Origin of the sequence: Streptomyces sp. NPDC058401, from assembly GCF_042722885.1 — a bacterium.
Classification (GTDB): domain Bacteria; phylum Actinomycetota; class Actinomycetes; order Streptomycetales; family Streptomycetaceae; genus Streptomyces.
In genome coordinates this window covers 25684-44909 of record NZ_JBHXKA010000021.1, presented here as the reverse complement: position 1 = coordinate 44909, position 19226 = coordinate 25684, and the positions used below count along the sequence as shown (strand labels likewise).

19 protein-coding genes are annotated in these 19226 nt (G+C 72.5%); 2 read left to right on the top strand and 17 right to left on the bottom strand.

Translation table 11 applies throughout. The annotated features are described in order from the left end of the window. From ACFWNV_RS10805 to ACFWNV_RS10785, 5 genes are all read right to left on the bottom strand, one after another. Entirely contained in the window at positions 1-252 is a 252-nt protein-coding gene (locus ACFWNV_RS10805) for a lasso peptide biosynthesis PqqD family chaperone (protein WP_383943747.1), read from the bottom strand. Then, complete coding sequence (locus tag ACFWNV_RS10800; protein ID WP_383943744.1) at positions 246-2048, bottom strand: asparagine synthase-related protein; 1803 nt, start codon at positions 2046-2048, stop codon at positions 246-248. The genes ACFWNV_RS10805 and ACFWNV_RS10800 overlap by 7 nt, the downstream gene beginning before the upstream one ends. Before the next feature lie 120 nt (positions 2049-2168). Next, a complete protein-coding gene (locus ACFWNV_RS10795) occupies positions 2169-2291 on the bottom strand; it encodes a lasso RiPP family leader peptide-containing protein (protein WP_133895650.1) in 123 nt (40 codons plus the stop codon). A gap of 175 nt (positions 2292-2466) precedes the next feature. After that, complete coding sequence (locus ACFWNV_RS10790) at positions 2467-3390, bottom strand: heme A synthase (protein ID WP_383943849.1); 924 nt, start codon at positions 3388-3390, stop codon at positions 2467-2469. Positions 3391-3623: 233 nt separating this feature from the next. Beyond that, a complete protein-coding gene (locus tag ACFWNV_RS10785) occupies positions 3624-4001 on the bottom strand; it encodes an FKBP-type peptidyl-prolyl cis-trans isomerase (protein ID WP_383943741.1) in 378 nt (125 codons plus the stop codon). A 107-nt stretch (positions 4002-4108) separates the two neighbouring features. On the opposite strand from ACFWNV_RS10785, the gene ACFWNV_RS10780 reads away from it, so the two are divergent. Next, positions 4109-4612 carry a DinB family protein gene (locus ACFWNV_RS10780; RefSeq protein ID WP_383943738.1) on the top strand — a complete coding sequence of 168 codons (504 nt, stop codon included), beginning with the start codon at positions 4109-4111 and terminating at the stop codon, positions 4610-4612. 78 nt (positions 4613-4690) lie between these two features. Here the strand turns inward: ACFWNV_RS10780 and ACFWNV_RS10775 are convergent, their stop codons facing one another. Continuing rightward, positions 4691-6418, bottom strand: coding sequence for an amidase (locus ACFWNV_RS10775; RefSeq protein ID WP_383943735.1), 1728 nt, complete (start codon positions 6416-6418; stop codon positions 4691-4693). A 141-nt stretch (positions 6419-6559) separates the two neighbouring features. On the opposite strand from ACFWNV_RS10775, the gene ACFWNV_RS10770 reads away from it, so the two are divergent. Continuing rightward, the gene (locus ACFWNV_RS10770; protein WP_383943732.1) at positions 6560-7237 is read left to right on the top strand and encodes a TetR/AcrR family transcriptional regulator; all 678 of its coding nucleotides are present in this window, start codon (positions 6560-6562) and stop codon (positions 7235-7237) included. Positions 7238-7292: 55 nt separating this feature from the next. Here ACFWNV_RS10770 and ACFWNV_RS10765 read toward each other — a convergent pair whose 3' ends face one another. The 11 genes from ACFWNV_RS10765 to ACFWNV_RS10715 all read right to left on the bottom strand — a co-directional run bounded on the left by ACFWNV_RS10765 (position 7293) and on the right by ACFWNV_RS10715 (position 19131). Then, on the bottom strand, positions 7293-7838 hold the full coding sequence (locus ACFWNV_RS10765) for a flavin reductase family protein (protein WP_383943729.1): 546 nt from the start codon (positions 7836-7838) through the stop codon (positions 7293-7295). A gap of 55 nt (positions 7839-7893) precedes the next feature. Continuing rightward, positions 7894-8700: an alpha/beta hydrolase gene (locus ACFWNV_RS10760; RefSeq protein WP_383943726.1), complete on the bottom strand. Its 807-nt coding sequence runs from the start codon at positions 8698-8700 to the stop codon at positions 7894-7896. A gap of 1 nt (position 8701) precedes the next feature. Next, a complete protein-coding gene (locus tag ACFWNV_RS10755; RefSeq protein ID WP_383943722.1) occupies positions 8702-10453 on the bottom strand; it encodes an FAD-dependent oxidoreductase in 1752 nt (583 codons plus the stop codon). Positions 10454-10463: 10 nt separating this feature from the next. After that, a complete protein-coding gene (locus ACFWNV_RS10750; protein WP_383943719.1) occupies positions 10464-11804 on the bottom strand; it encodes an LLM class flavin-dependent oxidoreductase in 1341 nt (446 codons plus the stop codon). Between the two features lie 42 nt (positions 11805-11846). Beyond that, positions 11847-12722 carry an ABC transporter ATP-binding protein gene (locus tag ACFWNV_RS10745; RefSeq protein ID WP_383943716.1) on the bottom strand — a complete coding sequence of 292 codons (876 nt, stop codon included), beginning with the start codon at positions 12720-12722 and terminating at the stop codon, positions 11847-11849. Then, the gene (locus tag ACFWNV_RS10740) at positions 12719-13621 is read right to left on the bottom strand and encodes an ABC transporter ATP-binding protein (protein ID WP_383943713.1); all 903 of its coding nucleotides are present in this window, start codon (positions 13619-13621) and stop codon (positions 12719-12721) included. Before ACFWNV_RS10740 ends, ACFWNV_RS10745 begins: the two co-directional genes overlap by 4 nt. Then, on the bottom strand, positions 13618-14508 hold the full coding sequence (locus tag ACFWNV_RS10735; protein WP_383943710.1) for an ABC transporter permease: 891 nt from the start codon (positions 14506-14508) through the stop codon (positions 13618-13620). Before ACFWNV_RS10735 ends, ACFWNV_RS10740 begins: the two co-directional genes overlap by 4 nt. Positions 14509-14510: 2 nt before the next feature. Next, the gene (locus ACFWNV_RS10730; RefSeq protein ID WP_383943707.1) at positions 14511-15539 is read right to left on the bottom strand and encodes an ABC transporter permease; all 1029 of its coding nucleotides are present in this window, start codon (positions 15537-15539) and stop codon (positions 14511-14513) included. Between the two features lie 31 nt (positions 15540-15570). Further along, positions 15571-17154: an ABC transporter substrate-binding protein gene (locus tag ACFWNV_RS10725; protein WP_383943704.1), complete on the bottom strand. Its 1584-nt coding sequence runs from the start codon at positions 17152-17154 to the stop codon at positions 15571-15573. Between the two features lie 592 nt (positions 17155-17746). Beyond that, a complete protein-coding gene (locus tag ACFWNV_RS10720) occupies positions 17747-18688 on the bottom strand; it encodes a DsbA family protein (RefSeq protein ID WP_383943702.1) in 942 nt (313 codons plus the stop codon). After that, positions 18685-19131, bottom strand: coding sequence for an RrF2 family transcriptional regulator (locus ACFWNV_RS10715; RefSeq protein WP_383943701.1), 447 nt, complete (start codon positions 19129-19131; stop codon positions 18685-18687). The genes ACFWNV_RS10720 and ACFWNV_RS10715 overlap by 4 nt, the downstream gene beginning before the upstream one ends. Positions 19132-19226: the final 95 nt, after the last annotated feature.

The following is a 19226-nucleotide window of genomic DNA, read 5'->3' as shown; positions in this document are numbered from 1 at the left end:
TCAGACCAGCACCTTCGCACGCCGCATGGTGTCGATCAGCTTCGCGACGTCGCCGGGGATCCGGTCGGCCGCCTCCGGGTGGCGTGCGCGCAGTTCGCCCACCACCTCGTCCTGGGTGCGTCCCGCGGCGAGCATCTCGAACACCGAGGTCCCCATCGGGTTGATGCGGAAGTACGTGCCGGACTTCTTGTCGAGGAGGACGGCGGCGTCCTCGGTCTTGGTGAGCACGACGTGCGGGGAGATCTTCAGCATGGTGAGGCCAGTCGTCGGTGGGTGAGGGAGCGTTCGGGAGCGGCCGGGGCCGGGGCCCCCGCGACGGCCTGCATCCAGGCTTCCGCGGCGACGGTCAGCTCCAGCGCGTTGGTCTCGTACTCGGGGCGCATCGTGTCCCGCAGGGCGGCGCGCAGCCGGTCGATGTCCACCAGGCCGTGCTCGGCGAGCAGCGAGTCCTCGAACAGGCCGAGGAGCGAGCGGCGGTTGCGGGCCAGCCCGCGGTGCACCGACATGCTGAACTCGCCCTTGGTGGAACGGGAGAGCGCACCCGCCCGGGAGCCCGGCGTCGCGTCCACCCGCATGGCCGCCTTCAGGACCGGCTTGAACCCGGTGCCCGGCAGGGCCTCGCCGCGCGAGACCGACAGGGCGGCCTCCAGTACCGCGTCGTCCATGTACGGCAGCGACAGGGTGATGCCCTGATGCTCCATCAGGGCCCTCAGTGGACCCAGCCGTTGGCCGCCGATGCGGTGTCCGGCGATGCTGGTGTGCACCGAGCGGGTGTCGGCCTGCGGGCTGCGGCCGGCATCGCCGGCGGCGGCGACCGCCCGCACCGCCTCGACGTTGGCGGGCGTCGACCACGGGGTCACGCGGACCTGCGGTCCCCAGCTCAGGCCGGGGCCGAGGACGTCCGGCCGGGGCAGGTGCAGACTGCTCGACTGCTCCTCGAACCAGCCGCGGTACGTCTGCTGCCGGGCGAGCCCGCGCAGTACGGAGGGCATGCTCCAGCGCCGCAGCCGGGCGAGGTCGCGGATGCCGCGCACGGCGCGCAGGGGTGCGTGCGCGTAGAGGTCGGCGAAGTGGGACGGTGCGATGGTGAACAGCTCGTCCCCGCCGAACCCGCCGATGTGCACGTCGGAGCCGGTGGCGGCGAAGATCCCGGACATCGCGGTCTTCCGTGCCCGGTTGCGGATGAGGGTGTACGGCTCGCCCAGCCCGTAGGGGACGTCCTGGACGAGCCCGCGGCCCGGTTCCCAGATGCCGTCGTACGGGCCCGGGACGTCCTCGGGGCCGAGGACGGTCAGGTCCCGGCCGATCTCCCGGGCGGCGATCGCCGCCCAGTGGGCGTCGTCGTGGTTGGGGTCGACGGTCTGCTCGACGAACGACCGGAAGGGGGCGCCCTGTTCCGCCAGGAGGAAGCACAGGGAGGTCGAGTCCATGCCGCCCGACAGATCGGCGGAGAGGCCGCCGGCCGTGGCGATCCGGACGGCCACCGCCGCCTCCAGTGCGGCCCGCACCTTCGGAGCGCCTTCCGCGAGCGACAGCGTCGGCGCCGGGGGATGCCACCAGGTGGTGGACTCGACCCGGTCGGCGGTCATGCGCAGCCGCTGGTCGGCGGGCAGCCGGTGGACTCCGTGCCAGTAGGTGCCGCGGGTCAGGCCGTAGTCGAATCCGGGGTGCAGCATCCCCCAGGCGGCCATCTCGATGCGCGGGGTGGCCCCGCTGAGCCGGGCCAGCGGTTCCACCGCGTCGGACGCGGCGTACGAGCCGTCCCGGCACCGTGCGTAGAACACCTGGCGCAGTCCGGACGCGCTCCCCTGGACGTGGGTGGAGCGGCCGTCCGTGTAGAGGATGTGGAAGCTGCCGGCGAACTCGTGCGCGGCGGCCATCAGGGCGGCGGCTTCGTCGTGGTGGGCCAGCAGGCGGGCCAGACGCCCCGCGTCGATGTTCGTCTCACCGAACAGGGCGAGGCGTCTGGCGCCGGCCTCCGCGGCGATCAGGCGGGAATGGGAGCGGTCCGCGACCACCCACGTCCGGCCCGATGCGTACGTCAGCACCTCGGTGTCGTCAGTCGGCCCGGAATGGACCGGAAATGCGTCATCGACGTTCTCCGGGAAAGCGATGAACCATGACGCACTCAAGGAATCCCCCTGGCCAACTGAATTTGCGCACCGCGATCAGATGATCGCGGTGCCCTCACCGTCGTTGCTGGCCCAGCCGTACCACATCGTGAGCTCGGAGAACTCGCCGATCGGCAGCATTTCGGGCGCCTCGTATTCGACAACCTCGTGGTCGTTCATTTGTGTCACCCCCTTCCGCTCGATTGATATTCAACCTAACAAGCGGGAGCGGGGATTCGCGAGACGTATTTTCGAATCGGCCGCCGGGGATGGCCGAAAGAAACGGCCCGGCCGGAATGGAATGTCATATTCCGGTTTATCGGGTGCGTGGCGTATGCACTGGTCCTCCCGCGGATCAGGCGTGGGTCGCGGCACCCCGGGCGCGCGGCACCGGTGCACCGCTGAGCGGACCCGAATGGCCGGAACAGGCCCTCTTGACTGTGAAGTGCACTTGGAGCACTCCGGTCCACACGAGGGCCGAGCCCAGCAGATGCAGCATCACGAGGAGCGCGGGCAGGGCCGTCACCGACTGCACCAGCCCCACGAGACCCTGGCCCAGGAGCACGGCCAGGAAGGCGGCCGCCTTGCGGCGCGCGGCCCCGAAGCCGTCCTTGGGCAGCGCGGAGAACAGGAGCACGGCCAGGACCAGGACCGTCGCGGCCAGCACGCCGTGGACGACCGTCACGGCCGTCCAGTCGAAGGGCATCCGCGTCACGTCGGAGGAGTCGCCCGCGTGCGGACCGGAGCCGGTGGCGAGCGTGCCCACGAAGACCAGCAGGGCCGTCACCGCGACCAGGGCCGCCGACAGCGACCGGATCCGCGCGACGGCCTGCGGCGCGGGCTGGACGGGCGCGGCGTCGGGACCGGTGGCGACATCGGCATCGGTGCCGGCACCGCTGCCCGCATCGGCGTACGCCGCGTGCCAGGTGAACACCGCGGCGGTGAGCAGCAGCGTGGCGGCGATGAAGTGCGCGGCGACGATGTACGGGCTCAGCCGCATCCACACGGTCACTCCGCCGACGACCGCGTTGAGCACGACGATCCAGAACTGCGCCCAGCCACCGCGCAGCACCGCGGGCATGGGCTTTTCCTGGAGGCGCGCGGTAATGATGACCCAGCCCACCACGGCGCACAGCGCCCCGGTAAGGAGCCGATTGCCGAATTCGATGACTCCGTGCATCCCCATTTCCGCGGTGGGGGCCAGCGTCTCTCCCGTGCACATGGGCCAATCGGTACAGCCGAGACCGGATCCGGTGACGCGGACGATTCCGCCGGTCACGATGATCGCGATACTCGCCACGACCGAACCGAGTGCCGCCGCTCTGACGCTTCTCGCTCCGAGTGAGTACCTGTCGGCAAGCCATGAGAGGGGAGTGCGCACGATCAGCCTTTCCTTAAGTCGCTTTTACGCGCCCGCGGTACGGGGACCTCAGCGTACGCCGCGCGATTACCCCGGCCTGACGGGGCGTCGCACACGCGGGGAAGCGGCGGAATCGCCTGATCGGGGTCCCCTCAGACCACGGAGAGCAGGTCCACCACGAAGACGAGCGTGGAACCCGCCGGGATCAACGGCGAGGGGGACTGCTTGCCGTAGCCGAGGCGCGGGGGAACGATGATCTCGCGACGGCCGCCGACCTTCATCCCCCGGATGCCCCGGTCCCAGCCCTTGATGGCCCTGCCGCCGCCCACGGCGAACTTGAACGGCTCGCCCCGGTCCCAGGAGGCGTCGAACTCCTTGCCGGACGCGAAGGTCACCCCGACGTAGTGCACCCGTACGACCCGTCCCGGCTTCGCCTCGGCACCGTCGCCGACGACCAGGTCCCGGACCGTCAGCTCCTCGGGAGCCTCCCCCTGCGGACGCTCGACCTCGGGCTTCGTCAGTTCGCTCATCGCTGCCTCACCGTTCTCCGCCGGTGCCTCGTGCGGAGGCGACCGTGCTGTCACGGACCCATTAAATGCCTCGACACCGGGCGCGGTGATCCGGGAGGCTTCGCGCGATGACAAGAATCGACGACATACCGCCTGCGTGGGACGAGCGCACGCAGCTCACCACGTTCCTCGACTACGCACGCGACACCGCCCGCGCCAAGTGCGAGGGCGTCTCCGCGGAGAACGCCGCCAGGGCGCTCCTGCCGGGCTCACCGCTGATGACCGTGAGCGGATTGATCAACCACCTCCGCTGGGTCGAGTACTACTGGTTCCAGGTGGTCTTCCTCGGCGAGGAGGACCAGGGCCCCTGGACCGACGAGGACCCCGACCGCGAGATGCGCATCGCCGTCGACTTCCCGCTCGATCAGTTGCTCGACGAGTACGCCGGGCAGAGCGCCCGGTACCGCGAACTGGTCGCCGGCAACAGCCTGGACAAGCAGGCGCAGCGCGAGCGCAAGGGTCTGCGCGTCGACCTGCGCTGGATCCTCCTCCACCTCACCGAGGAGACGGCCCGCCACAACGGCCACCTGGACATCCTGCGCGAGTTGCTCGACGGCACGACCGGAGACTAGGGGGCAAGACACCCCTTGGGAACGACCCGGCCGGCCGCCTCGCCCCGAAGGGCGGACGGCCGGCCGGTTGCTCTTCGCCTACAGGTGCGGGGTGCGCGGCGGCACCGTGCGGCGGCTGCCGGTGCCTTCGAAGGCCGCCGCGAGGGTCAGCAGAGCGTTGTCGTCGTGCGCGCGGCCCGCGAAGGTCAGGCCGACGGGCATGCCGGTGTCCGCCATGGCGCCCATGGGCACGGTCACGGTCGGGATGCCGAGGTGGCGGGGGACCAGGTTGCCGTTCGCGACCCAGACGCCGTTGCGCCAGCCGAGGTCGGCGGACTCCACGCGGACGTCCATGTCCGCCGGGCCCACGTCCGCGACGGCGGGGAACACCACCGCGTCCAGTCCCAGCCCGTCCATCCACAGCTCCAGGTCGACCCGGCGCGTCTCCTCGAGTCCGCGCAGCCCCTGTTCGAGGTGGGGCATGTCGGCGAGGGAGGCGTACGGGCGCTCGCGCACGAAGCGCGGGTAGTCGCCGATGGTGTCGTCGAAGCCCTCGTAGCGGTCGGGCAGTTCGCCCTCCGACTTGGGCCAGATGCGGCCGGCGTCGACCTCGGCCAGGGTGGAGAGCGCCGGGTCGCCGTTGGCGCGCAGGAAGTCGTCCCACGCCCAGGCGGACAGGTCCTCGATCTCGAAGGTGAGGAACTCGCGGCCGACCAGCCCGCGGGTGAACAGCGAGGGCGCCCCGGGGCGGTCGGACTCGTAGTTCGACACGACGGGGAAGTCGACCTCGACGACCTCGGCGCCGGCGGCCTCCAGGTCGCGGCGGGCGGCCTCCCACAGGGCGATGACCGAGGCACGGGTGTCGATGCGCTGCCCGGTCTGGCCGCCGATGCCTCCGTCGGGGTTCGTTCCGGCGTCGGGGTCGGCGTTGATGTACATCCTGGGCACGCCGACGCGCTTGCCGGCGAGCGCGTCGGCCGCGGCCCCGGCGTCGGCGGGTGCGAGGGCCGGGTAGGAGGCGGGGCGCACCTGCGACGCGGGGGGCAGCGCCACCCACGGCTGTGCGCGCCACAGGTCCCCGCGCGTGTGCGGGTCGTCGGCGACGACGACGTCGAGCAGTTCGAGCAGGTCGGCCATGGTGCGGGTGTGCGGGACGACGACGTCCATGGTCGGTACGAGCGGCCAGTTGCCGCGGACCGAGATCACGCCGCGGCTGGGCGTGTAGGCGCACAGGGCGTTGTTCGAGGCGGGGGCGCGGCCCGAGGACCAGGTCTCCTCGCCGAGGCCGAACGCGCCGAACGAGGCCGCCGTCGCGGTCCCGGAGCCGTTGGAGGAGCCGGAGCCGTAGGCGCTGGTGAGCCAGTCGGCGCTGTACGGGCTTTCCGCGCGGCCGTACACGCCCCGCTGCATCCCGCCGTTCGCCATGGGCGGCATGTTGGTCAGGCCGATGAGGACGGCTCCGCCCGCGCGCAGCCGTTCGATCGCGAAGGCGTCGTGCTGGGCGACGAGGTGCTCGAAGGCGGGGGAGCCGGACGCGGCGGTCAGGCCCTTCGCGAGGTAGCTGTCCTTCGCGGTGTACGGGATGCCGTCCAGCGGGCCGAGCGCGGCGCCGCGTGCGCGGCGTGCGTCGGAGGCCTCCGCGTCGGCGCGGGCGTCCGGGTTCATCACGACCATCGCGTTCAGAGCGGTGGCCGTACCGGGCCGGTCGTACGCCTCGATCCGCGCGAGGTAGGCGTCGAGCAGGCCGACGGCGGTGGTCTCGCCCTTCTCCAGCGCGGCGCGCAGGTCGGCGATAGAGGTCTCCACAACATCGAATCCGCGCGTCATACGGGTGTCTCCTGGGTGCCGGAATGGGGCATACGGGGCGCCGGTGCGTCGGGCCGGCCGACGGGCGTCACGCTCCTCGCCGCACTGACTAGATTTTCAGTCTAGAGTAAGAATCTAAACTTTTGGAACCGAGGTGAGCTCATGTCGACGTCAGAGAGCGGGGCGGCGGGCGCCGGGGCCGGGGCCGGCTACCGGTCCGTGGCCCGGTCCCCGGCCGACCGGAAGCGCCAGCCCAGCGGGGACGAGGCGCGGGCGCGGGCGATGCGGGCCGCCATCAGCGTCATCGCCGAGAAGGGTGCGGCGGCCCTGCGGATGTCGGACATCGCCGCGCGGGCCGGCATGAGCACCGGGCACATCCTCTACCACTTCGGCAAGAAGGACCGGCTCCTGCTCGAAGTCCTCGCATGGAGCCAGGCGGACCTCTGGACCCGGTTCCAGCAGTCCGCCGACCAGGCCGCGTCCCCCGCCGAGAAGCTGGACCTGTTCGTCCGCTTCTACCTGCCCCGCCACCAGGGCGACGAACGCTACGCGCTGTGGACGCAGGTACTGGCCCGGCGCCACGACGAGGCGGGCCGGCAGATCCTCACCGCACTGCTGGACGGCTGGGACGAGCGACTGGAAGCCATCGTCCGGGAGGGCCGGGACCTGGGAGTCTTCACCGAGGTGGACCTTCCCGAGTTCACCATCCGGGCCGTGGCCATGCTGAGCGGTCTCTCCGAGGACGTGATGTTCGGACGCTCTCGCTGGCAGGACACCTCCGCGCACGCCTTCGCCCTGTCCGCCCTGGAACGCGAACTGCGTCCGACCGCCCGGACGTGAAAACGCCCGCACCCGTCCCAGGGACGGATGCGGGCGTCGGACCGGCCGGCTCCCGTCAGCCGGAGGCCGAGTCGGGGAGCCGGAGCGCCGCGCCGAAGGCACCGTCGTGGTGGACCAGCGCGGTCGCCTCCTCGTCGACCGACCCGGACTCCACCTCACCGACGACCAGTAGGTGGTCACCGATCTGCTGGCGCAGGGTGATACGGGCCGTCAGATGGGCGGGAACCCCGTCCAGCAGCGGAAGGGCGTCTTCCGTCCGGGTCCAGGCCACGCCGTCGAAGCGGTCGATGCCGCTGCGCGCGAACTGCCGCGCCAGATCGGTGTTCCCGGTGCCGAGCAGATGGACGGCGAACCGGTCCGCGTCGAGCACGGCGGGCGCGGTGGAGGCGCCCTGGCCCAGGTAGAACGCCACCAGGGGCGGCCGGAGGGACACGGACGTGAAGGAGGTCGCGGTGAAGCCCGCGGGCCCGGGGACGGTGATCACGGTGACCCCGGCGGCGTGCCGGCGCAGGGTACGGCGGAGCACCTCGTCGGGGGAGAGCGCGGCGGAGGGCGCGGAGGCCGCGGCGGGCTGGGGTACGGATGCGGTCGAGATGGTCATGCCGGTTCCCTTCGACGGGTGGTGCGGAGCGTGTACGAGCAGGCGGCGTACGGCGTCACCAGGCGCTCGACTCCACGGTGATCAGCGGTACCAGGCCGTCCCGCAGGGCCTCCAGGAACGTGACGACCTCGGCCGCCACGGAGCGGTGCTGCACGTCGTTGAGGACGTCGTGGTGGGCGCCGCGGACCACCGACAGCCGGGCCCGGGGCAGCGTTTTGGCGGTGCGGGCGAGACCCTCGCGGTCGGCGAGCGGGTCGGCGTCCCCGACGAGGAGCAGTGCCGGGACCTGCGAGGTGCTCTCGTACGCGGCCTCCAGGACGGCCTCCGGCACCGGATCGCCCAGTGCGCCCCGTCGGACCCGGGCGTCGTCGGTGAGCACGCCCCGGTGGGTGGGGCAGGAGGTGCGGACGTCGAGCTCCTCCTCCCAGGCCTCCACCGCCCCGGCGGCGGACCCGGGAAGCCCCGCGAGGACGACGCCGTCCGGTCGTACGGCGGCATCGTCCTGCTGCCGGGCGAGGAGCGCCGCGACCGCGGCGGCCCCGGCGTCGGCCCCCACCAGGACGAGCGGCCGGGCCACGCCGTCCGGGCCCGCGGCGCCCGCGACCGCCTCCTCCAGCCGCGCGGCGAAGGCCTCCGAAGCGGCTGCGGAGGAGCCGCTCCCGGCCTCGTCACCGCTGCGCGGCAGGTCGACGACCCGGACGCGGTAGGCGTCCGAGGCGAGCCGCCTGCCGAAGCGGGCGTAGGTCGCCGGTGACTCGCCCCGCCCGGGCACCACGATGACCGTGCCGCGCGTGAGCAGGCCCTCCGGGGCGAAGTGGTCGGCGTGGTCCGCGAGGTCCGCCTGGTTGGTGGTCTGGGTCATCTCATACTCCTGCGGTCGTGGTGTGTTCGAGGGCACGGAGCCCGGAGTCCCCGGCGCCGTGACCCAGTACGTGGTCCAGGACGGCGGCGGCGCCGCCTTCGGGAAGGGCGTCCGCGCGCCAGGCGACGTGCTGGTCCGGCCGGACCAGCACGTGGCCGGTGCCGTACACGGCGCGCGCCCCGGGATCGGTCAGGTGGATCACCGTGAAGGGCAGCGACCGGGCCGCCGCCTCCGTGAGGAATGTGTGCTCGACGCTGCGGTCCCCGGTGAGGACGAGCAGGGCGAAGGAGCTGCCGACGCGGTCGTGCAGCGTGCTGCCGTACGGGTCGATGGCTCCGTCGGGCGCGCGGTGGCCCGGCCGCGGGTCGTCCTCGTAGACGTCCGCGCGCCAACGGGGCTCCGAGCCGAGCTGGTCCGGCTCGTACCAGATCACGGACGAGGCGTCGTAGCGCTCGTCGAAGGCCACGCCCGCAGCGTCGTGATGGTCCCGGCGCAGCCGTTCGCCGATCTCCGCACGCCGCCGGACGGCCTCGGGGCCGTGGTCCGCGTCCTCGGGGATGCCTCCCCGGCGGATCTCGGCGAGCGCGCTCTGCGAGCGCCGCGAGCGCTCCAGGGCGTGGTCGGCCACGCGCTGGTTGTGCGGGCGCCGCTCCTCGTCGTAGGAGTCCAGGAGGGACTCGGGGGCGTGGCCGGCCAGTACGGCGGCCAGCTTCCAGCCGAGGTTGGCCACGTCCCCGATGCCCTCGCCGAGGTTGCCGCCGGGCGTGCGGACGTGCGCGGCGTCACCGGCGAGCAGGATCCGGCCGCGGCGGAACGACTCGGCGATCCGGGTGGCGTGGTAGAAGGTCGTCGCCGAGACGAGTTCGAGTTCGAGGTCGAACCCGAAGGCGGCCCGGCCGATCTCCAGGAGCTCGTCCTCCCCGGGCTCGTACGCGAGCGGGTACGGGCCGGCGTACACCCGCCATTCGCGGGTGCTCACCGCGGCCAGGAACCCGGAGGCCTTCTGGTTGACCACGATGTTGCTGCCATTGGGTGCGGCCCCGACCCGCTCGGATATGTCGCCGGTGCGCACGATCAGGCGCAGCCGCTTCTCGGTGGCGTGCTCCCCGTCGCGTCCGATGCCGGCCAGCCGGCGGGTGGTGCTGGAGCCGCCGTCGGTGCCCAGGACGTACGCCGCCCGGACGGTGCGGGCCTCGCCCGAGTCGACGTCGACGACCTCGGCGCGGACGCCGTCGCCGTCCTCGTGCAGCGCCCGCAGTTCCCAGCCCCCGGCGACGCTCGCCCCGCGCTCCCCGAGGTGGTCGAGGAAGACCTGCTGGAGCACCGTCTGGGGCCGGCGCAGCGCCTCCTGCGCCCTGGGCCGGGAGCCGCCGGGGCCGGTGAAGGTCCCCTTGAACGACGGGCCCGGCGCGGGCGCCAGCTCGTGCCCGGCGAGCGAGGTGACCAGCCTGGTGCCCCGGTTCCACTCCGGGGGGTAGGTCCAGGCGTCACGGATGCGCCGGAGCAGGCCCCAGCGCCGGAAGTGCTCCACCGTGCGCGCGGTGTGGCCCATGGCCCCGGCCCGGACCAGGGTCGCGGTGCGGGCGCGGTCGACGACGGCGACCCGGATGCCGCGCGCGGTCAGTTCCACGGCCGCGGCCAGGCCGACGGGGCCCGCGCCGACGATCAGTACGTCGGCTTCGGCGGGCGGGGTGGCGACGGGGAACCGGACGGTGTGGACGTCGCGCCCGCCCGTCTCCGGAAATTCGCTCATGGCCCCGCCCTCAGCCGTTCAGGAGCTGCGGTACGCGGGCGTTGCGGTTGGCCGGGACCGGCAGGCCCAGGTTGCCGCGCAGGGTGTCGGCCTCGTACTCGGTGCGGAACAGGCCGCGCTTCTGCAGCAGGGGGACGACTCCGTCCACGAAGAGTTCGAGGTCGTCGCTGGTGCGGAAGGCCAGGTTGATGCCGTCGAAGGTGCCGGCCTCGAACCACCGCTCGATGGTGTCGGCGACGGTGTCAGGGGCGCCGACGAACGGGGAGCGGTGGAACTCGTTGACCAGTTCGCCGACCTGGCGGAGCGTCAGGCTCTCGGTGCGGGCCCGCTCGATGAGCTTGGCCGCGCCCGTCCGGCCGCCCTTCTCGGCGAGGTGCGCGACGTCGGGGAAGGGTGCGTCGAGGTCGTGCACGCTGAAGTCGTACGCGCCGAAGGCCCGTCCGAGCAGGGCCAGGTTGCGGTCGAAGTCGTTGTCCTCCTCGAAGATCTCCCGCTCGCGGCGGTGGGCCGCCTCGTCCGTGGCGGCGACGACCGGGCTGCCGTGGATGAAGATCTTGATGTGCTCGGGGTCGCGGCCGTACGCGGCGGTGCGCGTCTTGATGTCGGCGTAGTAGTCCTGGGCCTGCTGCAGCGAACCGCCCGGCGCGTAGATGCCCTCGGCCACCTGGGCGGCGAGGTCGCGGCCCTCCTCGGAGACCCCGGCCTGGAAGATCACCGGCTGGCCCTGCGGGGAGCGGGAGAGGTTGAGCGGTCCGGCCACCTTGAAGTGCTCGCCCTGGTGGTCCAGCGCGTGCAGCTTGGCCGGGTCGAGGAAGAGGCCCCGCTCCACGTCGGCGGGGAACGCGCCGTCCTCGTAGGAGTCCCACAGCCCCCGGGCGACCTTGACGAACTCCAGGGCGCGGCCGTAGCGGGTGGTGTAGTCGAGGTGCTCGTCGAGCCCGAAGTTCTTGGACGTGCCGGTGTCGAAGCTGGTGACGACGTTCCAGCCGGCCCGCCCCGCGCTGATGTGGTCGAGGGAGGCGAAGCGGCGGGCGAGGTTGAACGGCGAGTTGTAGGTGGAGCTCGCCGTGCCGACCAGCCCGATGTGCCGCGTGTGGGTGGCGACCGCCGACAGCAGGGTGAGCGGCTCCAGGCGGTTGAGGTAGTGCGCCGGGTAGGTGGCGTTGATGAACTGGCTGTCGACGATGAACAGGGCGTCGAAGAGGGCGTGTTCGGCCGCCTGGGCCTGGGCTATGTAGTAGTTGATGTCGATGCTGGCGTTCTTCGCGACGCGCGGGTCCTTCCACAGGCCGTGCTGGCCCGGGCCTCCGACGCCGTACGGGTGCAGTGCGAGGTGGATCGTGCGGGACATTTCTGTTCCTGTCTGTAGCGATGGGGGAGCGGCGGGAGGGACTCAGGCGTGCAGGAGGCCGCGCAGGGCCTCGCGTTCGGCCCGGTCGGCCGGCGCGGTGTGCAGGGTGGGTGCGGAGCCCAGGAGGAGGCGGGTGTAGGGGTGTTGGGGGTGGCCGACGAGGTCGCGGGTGGCGCCGGTTTCGACGAGCTCGCCCCGGTAGAGCACCGCGATGCGGTCGGCGGTCCCGGCGACGGAGCCGAGGTCGTGGGAGATGAGTACGAGGGCGACCCCCGAGGCGCGGAGCTCCTTGAGGATCTCCAGGACCTGGACCCGGTTGGCTGAGTCCAGGGCGCTGACCGGTTCGTCGAGGATGACCAGCTCCGGTTCGGTGACCAGGGCGCGGGCCACCGCGACGCGCTGGCGCTGCCCGCCGGACAGCTCCCCGGGCAGCCGGTCGAGCAGTTCCTCCGCGAGGTGGACACGGGCGAGGAAGGAGCGGACCCGCTCGGCGGCCTCCCCGGGGGCGACGCCCTGGATCAGGAGCGGTTCGGCCAGGGACTGCGCGACGGTGAGGTCCGGGTCGAGACTGCGCAGCGGGTCCTGGAAGACGTACTGGACGATGCCGCGGTGGCGCAGCGCGCGCCACTGGCGGCGGTTGTACGCGGTGACCTCCTCGCCGCCGACCCGGATCGAGCCCGCCGAGGCGCGGACCAGGCCCAGCACCGCGCGGGCCAGGGTGGACTTGCCCGAGCCCGTCTCGCCGATGATGCCGAGGGTTTCGCCGGGGGCGACGCTCAACGACACCCCGTGCAGGGCGCTGCGGCGCCGTCGGCGCGAACCGTAGTGCACGTCGAGGCCGGTGACTTCGAGGACGGGTCCGGACGGCCGCGCGGCGGCGGCAGCGGTCTCCGTCTCCCGTACGGGTCGGCTGGTCACGATGTCTCCTGGGGTACGAGGAACTTGTCGAGGCCGTACTGCTCGTGCTCGGCGATGAGCAGCCGGGTGTACTCGTGCCGGGGCTGCCTTAGCACCGTGTGCGTCGGCCCCTGCTCGACCACCTCGCCCTGCCGCATCACGAGGACCTCGTCGCACAGTTGGGCGACGACGGCGAGGTCGTGGGAGACGACCAGCAGGGCGAGGCCCGCCCGCACGCGCAGGTCGGCGAGGAGGTCGAGGATCTCGGCCTGGACGGTGACGTCGAGGGCGGTGGTGGCCTCGTCGGCGATCAGGATCCGCGGGTCCGCGCAGATCGCCGCGGCGATCAGGACCCGCTGGAGCATGCCGCCGGAGAGCTCGTAGGTGTACTGGCCGTAGACCAGTTCCGGGTCGCGCAGGTGGACGGCCCGCAGGAGTTCTAGGGCCCGGTGGCGCGCTTCGCGCCGTTTCAGCCCCTTCTTGACCCGCAGGACTTCGGCGATCTGCGGGCCCACCCGGATCGAGGGGTTGAGGTAGGAGGCGGGGTCCTGGAAGACCGCGCTGATGGTGGTGGCGCGCAGGGAGGTCCACTGCCGGGGCGTCAGGTCGGCGATGTCGGTGCCGGCGATCTCCACCGAACCCCCGGTGACCTCGAAGTGCGCGGGCAGGATGCCCAGTGCCGCGCGGCAGGTGAGGGTCTTTCCGCTGCCGGACTCCCCGACGATGCCGACCGTCCTGCCCGGGGTGAGCTCGAAGCTCACGCCGTGGACGATCTCGCGCCCGGAGGCGTGGTCGCTGATGCGGACGTCGCGCAGGGAGAGGACCGGTGCGGCCGCCGGCGTGGCCGGGGCGGACGTTTCGCCGTCGCGGTCGGTGCTCCGGAGGTGTCCGGGAGCGGTCTGTGGGGACAGGGTCGTCATCGCTTGCCTCCGGCGGACAGGGGGTCGGGCTGCGCGCGCCGGTTGGCGCGGGCCCTGCGGTTGTTGACCAGGGCGCGGCCCGCCTCGCCGGAGACGTCGCGGATCGCGTCGGCGAGCAGATTGCTCGCCCAGACGGTGACCATGATCAGCAACGCGGGTGCGAGGGGGGCCCAGGGGCGTTGGCCGAGGTAGCTCAGGTCCGAGGCGAGCAGGCCGCCCCAGGTGGGCGCGGGCGGCTGGACGCCGATGCCGAGGAAGGTGAGGCTGGAGACGATGATGAAGCCGACGCCGATGGTCTGCGCGAGCGCCACCGCGATCGGCGGGAGCACCTTGGCCCACACGTGGCGGCGTACGACCCAGCCGGTCGAGGCGCCGGAGACGATCGCGGCCTCCACGTACGGGGAGCGGGCCACGGCGAGCGTGGCCGCGCGGGCCACCCGGTAGAAGAGGGGGGAGACCAGCGTGCCGGTGACGAGCATGGCCTGGGTGAGGCCGTTGCCGAGCAGGGCGATCACCGCGACGGCGAAGAGCAGGAACGGCAGCGCCACGAGCGTGTCGGTCAGCCGCAGGGTGATCCACTCGAAGCCCCGGCCGAGGTGGACGGACAGGATCCCGGGGAGCGCGCCGACGGCCAGGGCGGTCAGCGCGACTTCGAGCGAGCCGAGGACGCTGATGCGGGAGCCGTCGAGGAGACGGCTCAGGACGTCCCGGCCGAGGTAGTCCGTGCCCAGCCAGTGGTCGCCCGAGGCCGCCGCGAGCAGCTGCTCGCCGGTGGCCAGCGGATCCTGCGGGGCGATCAGCGGGCCGAGCAGCGCGAGCAGGCCGATCAGGGCGAGTACGGCGACGGAGATCCGTCCGGACGGCAGTGCGAGAACGCGGCGCACCATGGTCACACCCCCCGTTGGGAGGCCGGCGTCACGCGCGCCAGCACCAGGTTGACGATCAGGTTGAAGGAGACGACCAGGGCGATCGACACCACGAGGACCCCCTGGACGGCCGGTACGTCGCCGGCCTGGGCGGCGTCGTTCGCGAACCGGCCGAAGCCCTGGAGACCGAAGATCCACTCGGTCACCACGGAGGCCCCGACCAGGGCCGGGAACTTCAGGCCCAGGGTGGCGAGCGCGGGTCCGAGACCGTTGCGGAGCACGTGCCCGAAGAAGATCCGGCGCGGGCTCAGCCCCCGGACCAGCGCGCCCGTCACGTAGTTCTCCCGGTAGGCGGCGACGAGGCTGCCGCGCAGCTGGCGGGCGACGTCGGCGACGACGTCGAAGCTCAGCGCCACCGCCGGGAGGGTGATGTGGGCGAGCCAGGGACCGAACCCCTGGTCCGCGGGCACGTACCCGGCGGAGGGGAACAGGTGCAGTCCGACCGCGAAGACCGCGACCAGCACGATGCCGACGACGAAGGCGGGCATCACCGAGATCAGGGTGACGAAGCCCGTGATCGCGCGGTCGATCCACGTGGTGCGGCGCAGCGCCGCCACGGTGCCGAGGAGGAAGCCGGCGGTGACGCCGATCAGGAGCGCGAAGGTCGCGATGGACAGGCTCACGCCCAGGCCCAGACCGATGAGCGTGGAGATGTCCGCGCCATTGCTCCAGCTGGTGCCGAGCTTGCCGTGCAGGACCCCGCTGAACCAGTCCCAGTACTGGACCAGGAAGGGCTTGTCGAGGCCCCACTGGGCCTCCACCCGGTGGATCGCCTCGGGCGTGGCGTCCTCGCCGAGCTGGATCCGGGCCGGGCTGAGCCCGCTCATCGACCGCAGCGAGAACGTCACGAACGTCGCGACCAGGAAGACGGGCACGAAGATCGCCACCGACCGGGCGAGGGCGGCCAGGACGCGGCCCGCCGTGTGCCGGACCCTGGCCGCGGCGACCCCGGGGCGCCGGGCGGCCGCGGTACGGAGCGCGGTGGTTGCCATGGGGTTACCCCCTCTCTGTGGTGGACGGGTGTCAGCTGCCGGAGATGGTGACGCCGGTCCAGTCGATGTGGGCGGGGTTCTTGGGCAGGCCGGAGATGGACTTGCTCTTGGCGATGAGGTTCGGCGAGGAGTACGTGAACACCAGCGCCTTGCTCTCCAGGCCGGCCCGGGTCGCCGCCTGCAGGACCTTGGAGTAGTCGGGCGAATCCAGCGGGGTCTGGCGGACCTTGGCGATGGCCGCCTCGAAGCCGGCGGGCTGGTAGGGAGAGCTGAGGTTGAGCGGGCCGTTGGGGCCGAAGTGGGCGGTGAGGGTCTGCGCCGCGGAGTCCCGGCCGGTGGTCCCGTACAGCGAGAAGGTCAGGTCCTTGGCGAAGAAGGGGGTGGACCAGTTCTTGTCGATCTTGATGGTGACGGTGATGCCGACCTTGGCCAGCTGCGACTGGACGATCTCGGCCTGCGGGTCCTCGGAGGGGATGACGAGGCTGAGCTTCAGGTCGCCCGCCTTGTACCCCGCCTCGGTGAGCAGCTGCACCGACTTGGCCGGGTCGTGGGGGTAGGTGTTCTCGGACTCCGGGTCGAAGGCCACGTACCCCTTGGGGAACGGCTGGTTGGTCACCGAGCCGAAGCCGAAGGTGAGCTTGTCGACGAACTCCTGGCGGTTGACCGCGTATCGGACGGCGTCGACGACCTTGTCGTTGTCGAAGGGAGCCTTGTTGGTGTTGAGGCTGATGTTGGAGGCGTTGAACCCCGGCTGTACGAAGACGTCCAGACCGGCCTTCTTGGCCGCTTCGGCCTGACTGGGCCTGATGTCGGCGAAGTTGTAGACGCCGGTCTGCAGACCGGAGACCACCGTGGAGGCGTCGGGGGCCGAGGACAGCTCCACGTTGTCGATGTGGATGTTCTTCGCGTCCCAGTAGGCGGGGTTCTTCTTCAGGACCGCCTTGGTGCCCGGCACCAGCTGGGTGATGGTGAACGGCCCCGCACCGACCGGGTTCTGGTCCAGCTTCTCGGGGGCGCCGGCCGCCTTGGGGCTGGCGATCTGCAGCACCCGCTGGCCGAGGAGCTGCGGGATCTGGTAGTCGACCTGGGTGAGGTGGACGACCGCGTCCAGGCCGTTGGCGTCCACCGACGCGATCGAGGTCAGGTCCCCGAAGAGCGCGGAGTTCTTCTGCTTCTTGGCCCGCTCCACGGCCGCCTTGACGGCCGCGCCGTCGAGCGGCTCGCCGTCGCTGAACTTCAGGCCGGAGCGCAGGTGGAAGGTGACCTGGTCGCCCTTGTCGTTGTACTCCCAGCTCTCGGCGAGGTCCGGGACGGCCTTCCCGCTCTCGTCGGTGCGCGTCAAGGAGGCGTAGACCAGGGCGAGTTCGCGGAACTGGGCGCCGCTGCCGGAGACGACCGGGTCCCAGTGGGCCGGGAAGTACGAAGAGGTCCACTTCAGCGTGGAGTTGCCGCCACCGCCACCCCCGACGGAGGAGGCGTCACCGGCGCAGGCGCCGAGGGCGGGGGTCAGCACGGCGACCAGAGCGGCGGCGAGCACGGCGAGGCGCGGGCGTCCGGAGCGGCGTACCTGAGGGAGGTCCGTACCGGGTCTGCGGGTCACGAGGCGTGCGGACATGTCTGTTTTTCCTTGGACTTGGTCCAGGCCCGGTCAGGGCAGGAGGAGCGGGGATGCGGAAGGGCCCGGTGCCGCGCACGACCGGAGGCGGATGCGCCGGTGGTCGGGGGCAGCGGACGGAGGGGAGAAGGCTCCGGGGCGCGGCCGGGCCGCCCCGCGCTGTCGGCGCGGTTCGCCGGCAGGGTCACGGAGGGCGGGCCGGGAACGGACCCGGGCAAAGGCGGAAGCGGGGGAGGAGTACGACGGAGTGCGGGGCGCGGAGCCGGAATGCCCGGTCAGTGCACGCGGGCGGTGCGGCTCAGTGGGAGCGCGGCCGACCGGAACCGCCGGAGGCGGTGCGGCTGTTGGCGGGCGCGGTCCGGCGCCTGTGGGCCGGGGTCGGCTGGTGGGTCAGCGACAGAGGGCGCTGGACGTGCGCCGCAGGTCCACGTAGCGGCACACCACACCGGGGTGCGTCGTAAGCATGTGCCACATCCTGGGGGCAGTGGCCGGGACTGTCAATGGACACCAATTGGTGTCTCATTCGTCGGGACGGTACGAGCCGCTGGTCAGGGGCCTGTCAGCCCTTTGTCAGAGGCCTTTCAGTGGCCTGTCACGGAGCTGCGGGAATCCCGCGGCCGACGGCCGGATGCACCGCGGCCTCCTCGGGATGCAGCCACAGCGGGCCGTTCCCGGTCTCCACCCGCACCGCGTGCGGCGGCGGCCACGGGCCCTCGGCGAGCATCGGCCGGTCCGGCTCGCTCAGGCTCCGGTAGCGCTCCAGCGCCCGCTCCGGCGACGGCCTGCCGCCGGTCACCGGCAGGTCCGGGGCCAGCTCCCGCACCGCTGCCGCACACTCCTCGAACGTCCGCCAGCCGGGCACCGCACGATGGCCCGCGGAGGTGCGCAACAGCAGCGTCGGCAGGGCGTACCGGTGCCCCCCGTCGGTCTCCTTGGCGGTACCGGGATGCGGCGACCCGCCCCGCACGGACAGCACTTCGGCCACCGGGCGGCGTGCCTCCGCGCGGTCCGCGCGCACCTGCCCGAGGACCTCGGCGCCACCCGCGTCCGCCGCCAGCCGCCCCGGATCCAGGCCGGGCACGCCCCGTACCGCTGCCAGGGCCAGCGCGGCCGTGTCCGCCGGCACGCCGAGCACGAAGACGCTCTCCCGCAGCCGGCGCAGCACCCGCTCGGCCACCTCGGGACCCTGCCGCTGCGCCGCCTTGGCGACGAGCGAGGCGGGCCACGAACTCGCCGCCACCCGGCTGAGCCGCTCCGCGCGGGGCGCCAGGGTGTGCGCGGTGATGCCCTCGACGTAGCGCGCGTACCAGGCGGTCTCCGCCGCCGGGTCGGGGGCCGGGTCCTCGTCCTCGTCGAAGAGGATGCAGAACACCCGGCGCCAGCGGACCCGGCCGTCCAGCGCGGCCCGCAGCCGGCGGAACACCGGCTCCGACCCCCAGGCCCAGGGGCACAACGGGTCGGTGTACTCGACGACTTCGAGCCCCGGCGGCCGTGCCCCGGGCGGCGGGGCGGCCCCGGCCCGCGGGCCCGTCACGCGGCACCTTCGCGGGGCAGCCGGCCGGCCGCTCCCGCGAGGACGTCCGCGGGCAGCAGCGAGGCCAGCGTCGCCCCGCCCAGCACCGCCGCGGCCTGCGCCTCGATCCGCTGCCACACCCCGGGCAGCCCCACCGCGGCGCCGGGGTAGTCCAGCCCGGCCAGCGGCTCGCCGCGCAGCGAGATCAGCTCGCCGTCCACGGCGCGCGCCACGTCCAGCAGGGTGATCTCCTCGGCGGGCCGGCCGAGCCAGTAGCCGCCCTCGCAGCCGCGCTGGCTGCGCACCAGGCCGGCCTTCCGCAATTCGCCCACCACGGACTTCAGGAAGCGGAACGGGATCTGCTGCGAGGAGGCGATGGCCTCGCAGGTCAGCGGACGGGAGGGCTCACAGGCGAGCTCCAGGAGGGCGCGCGTGGCGTAGTCCGCCTTCGCGGAGATATGCATGCGCCCATCATGCCCGACGCCCCGCCCCCGGGAGGGGGCCGAGCGGCTTCCCGGCCCGCATTGCGGGAACATTGCCGCAGGTGAACGGCAAAGGA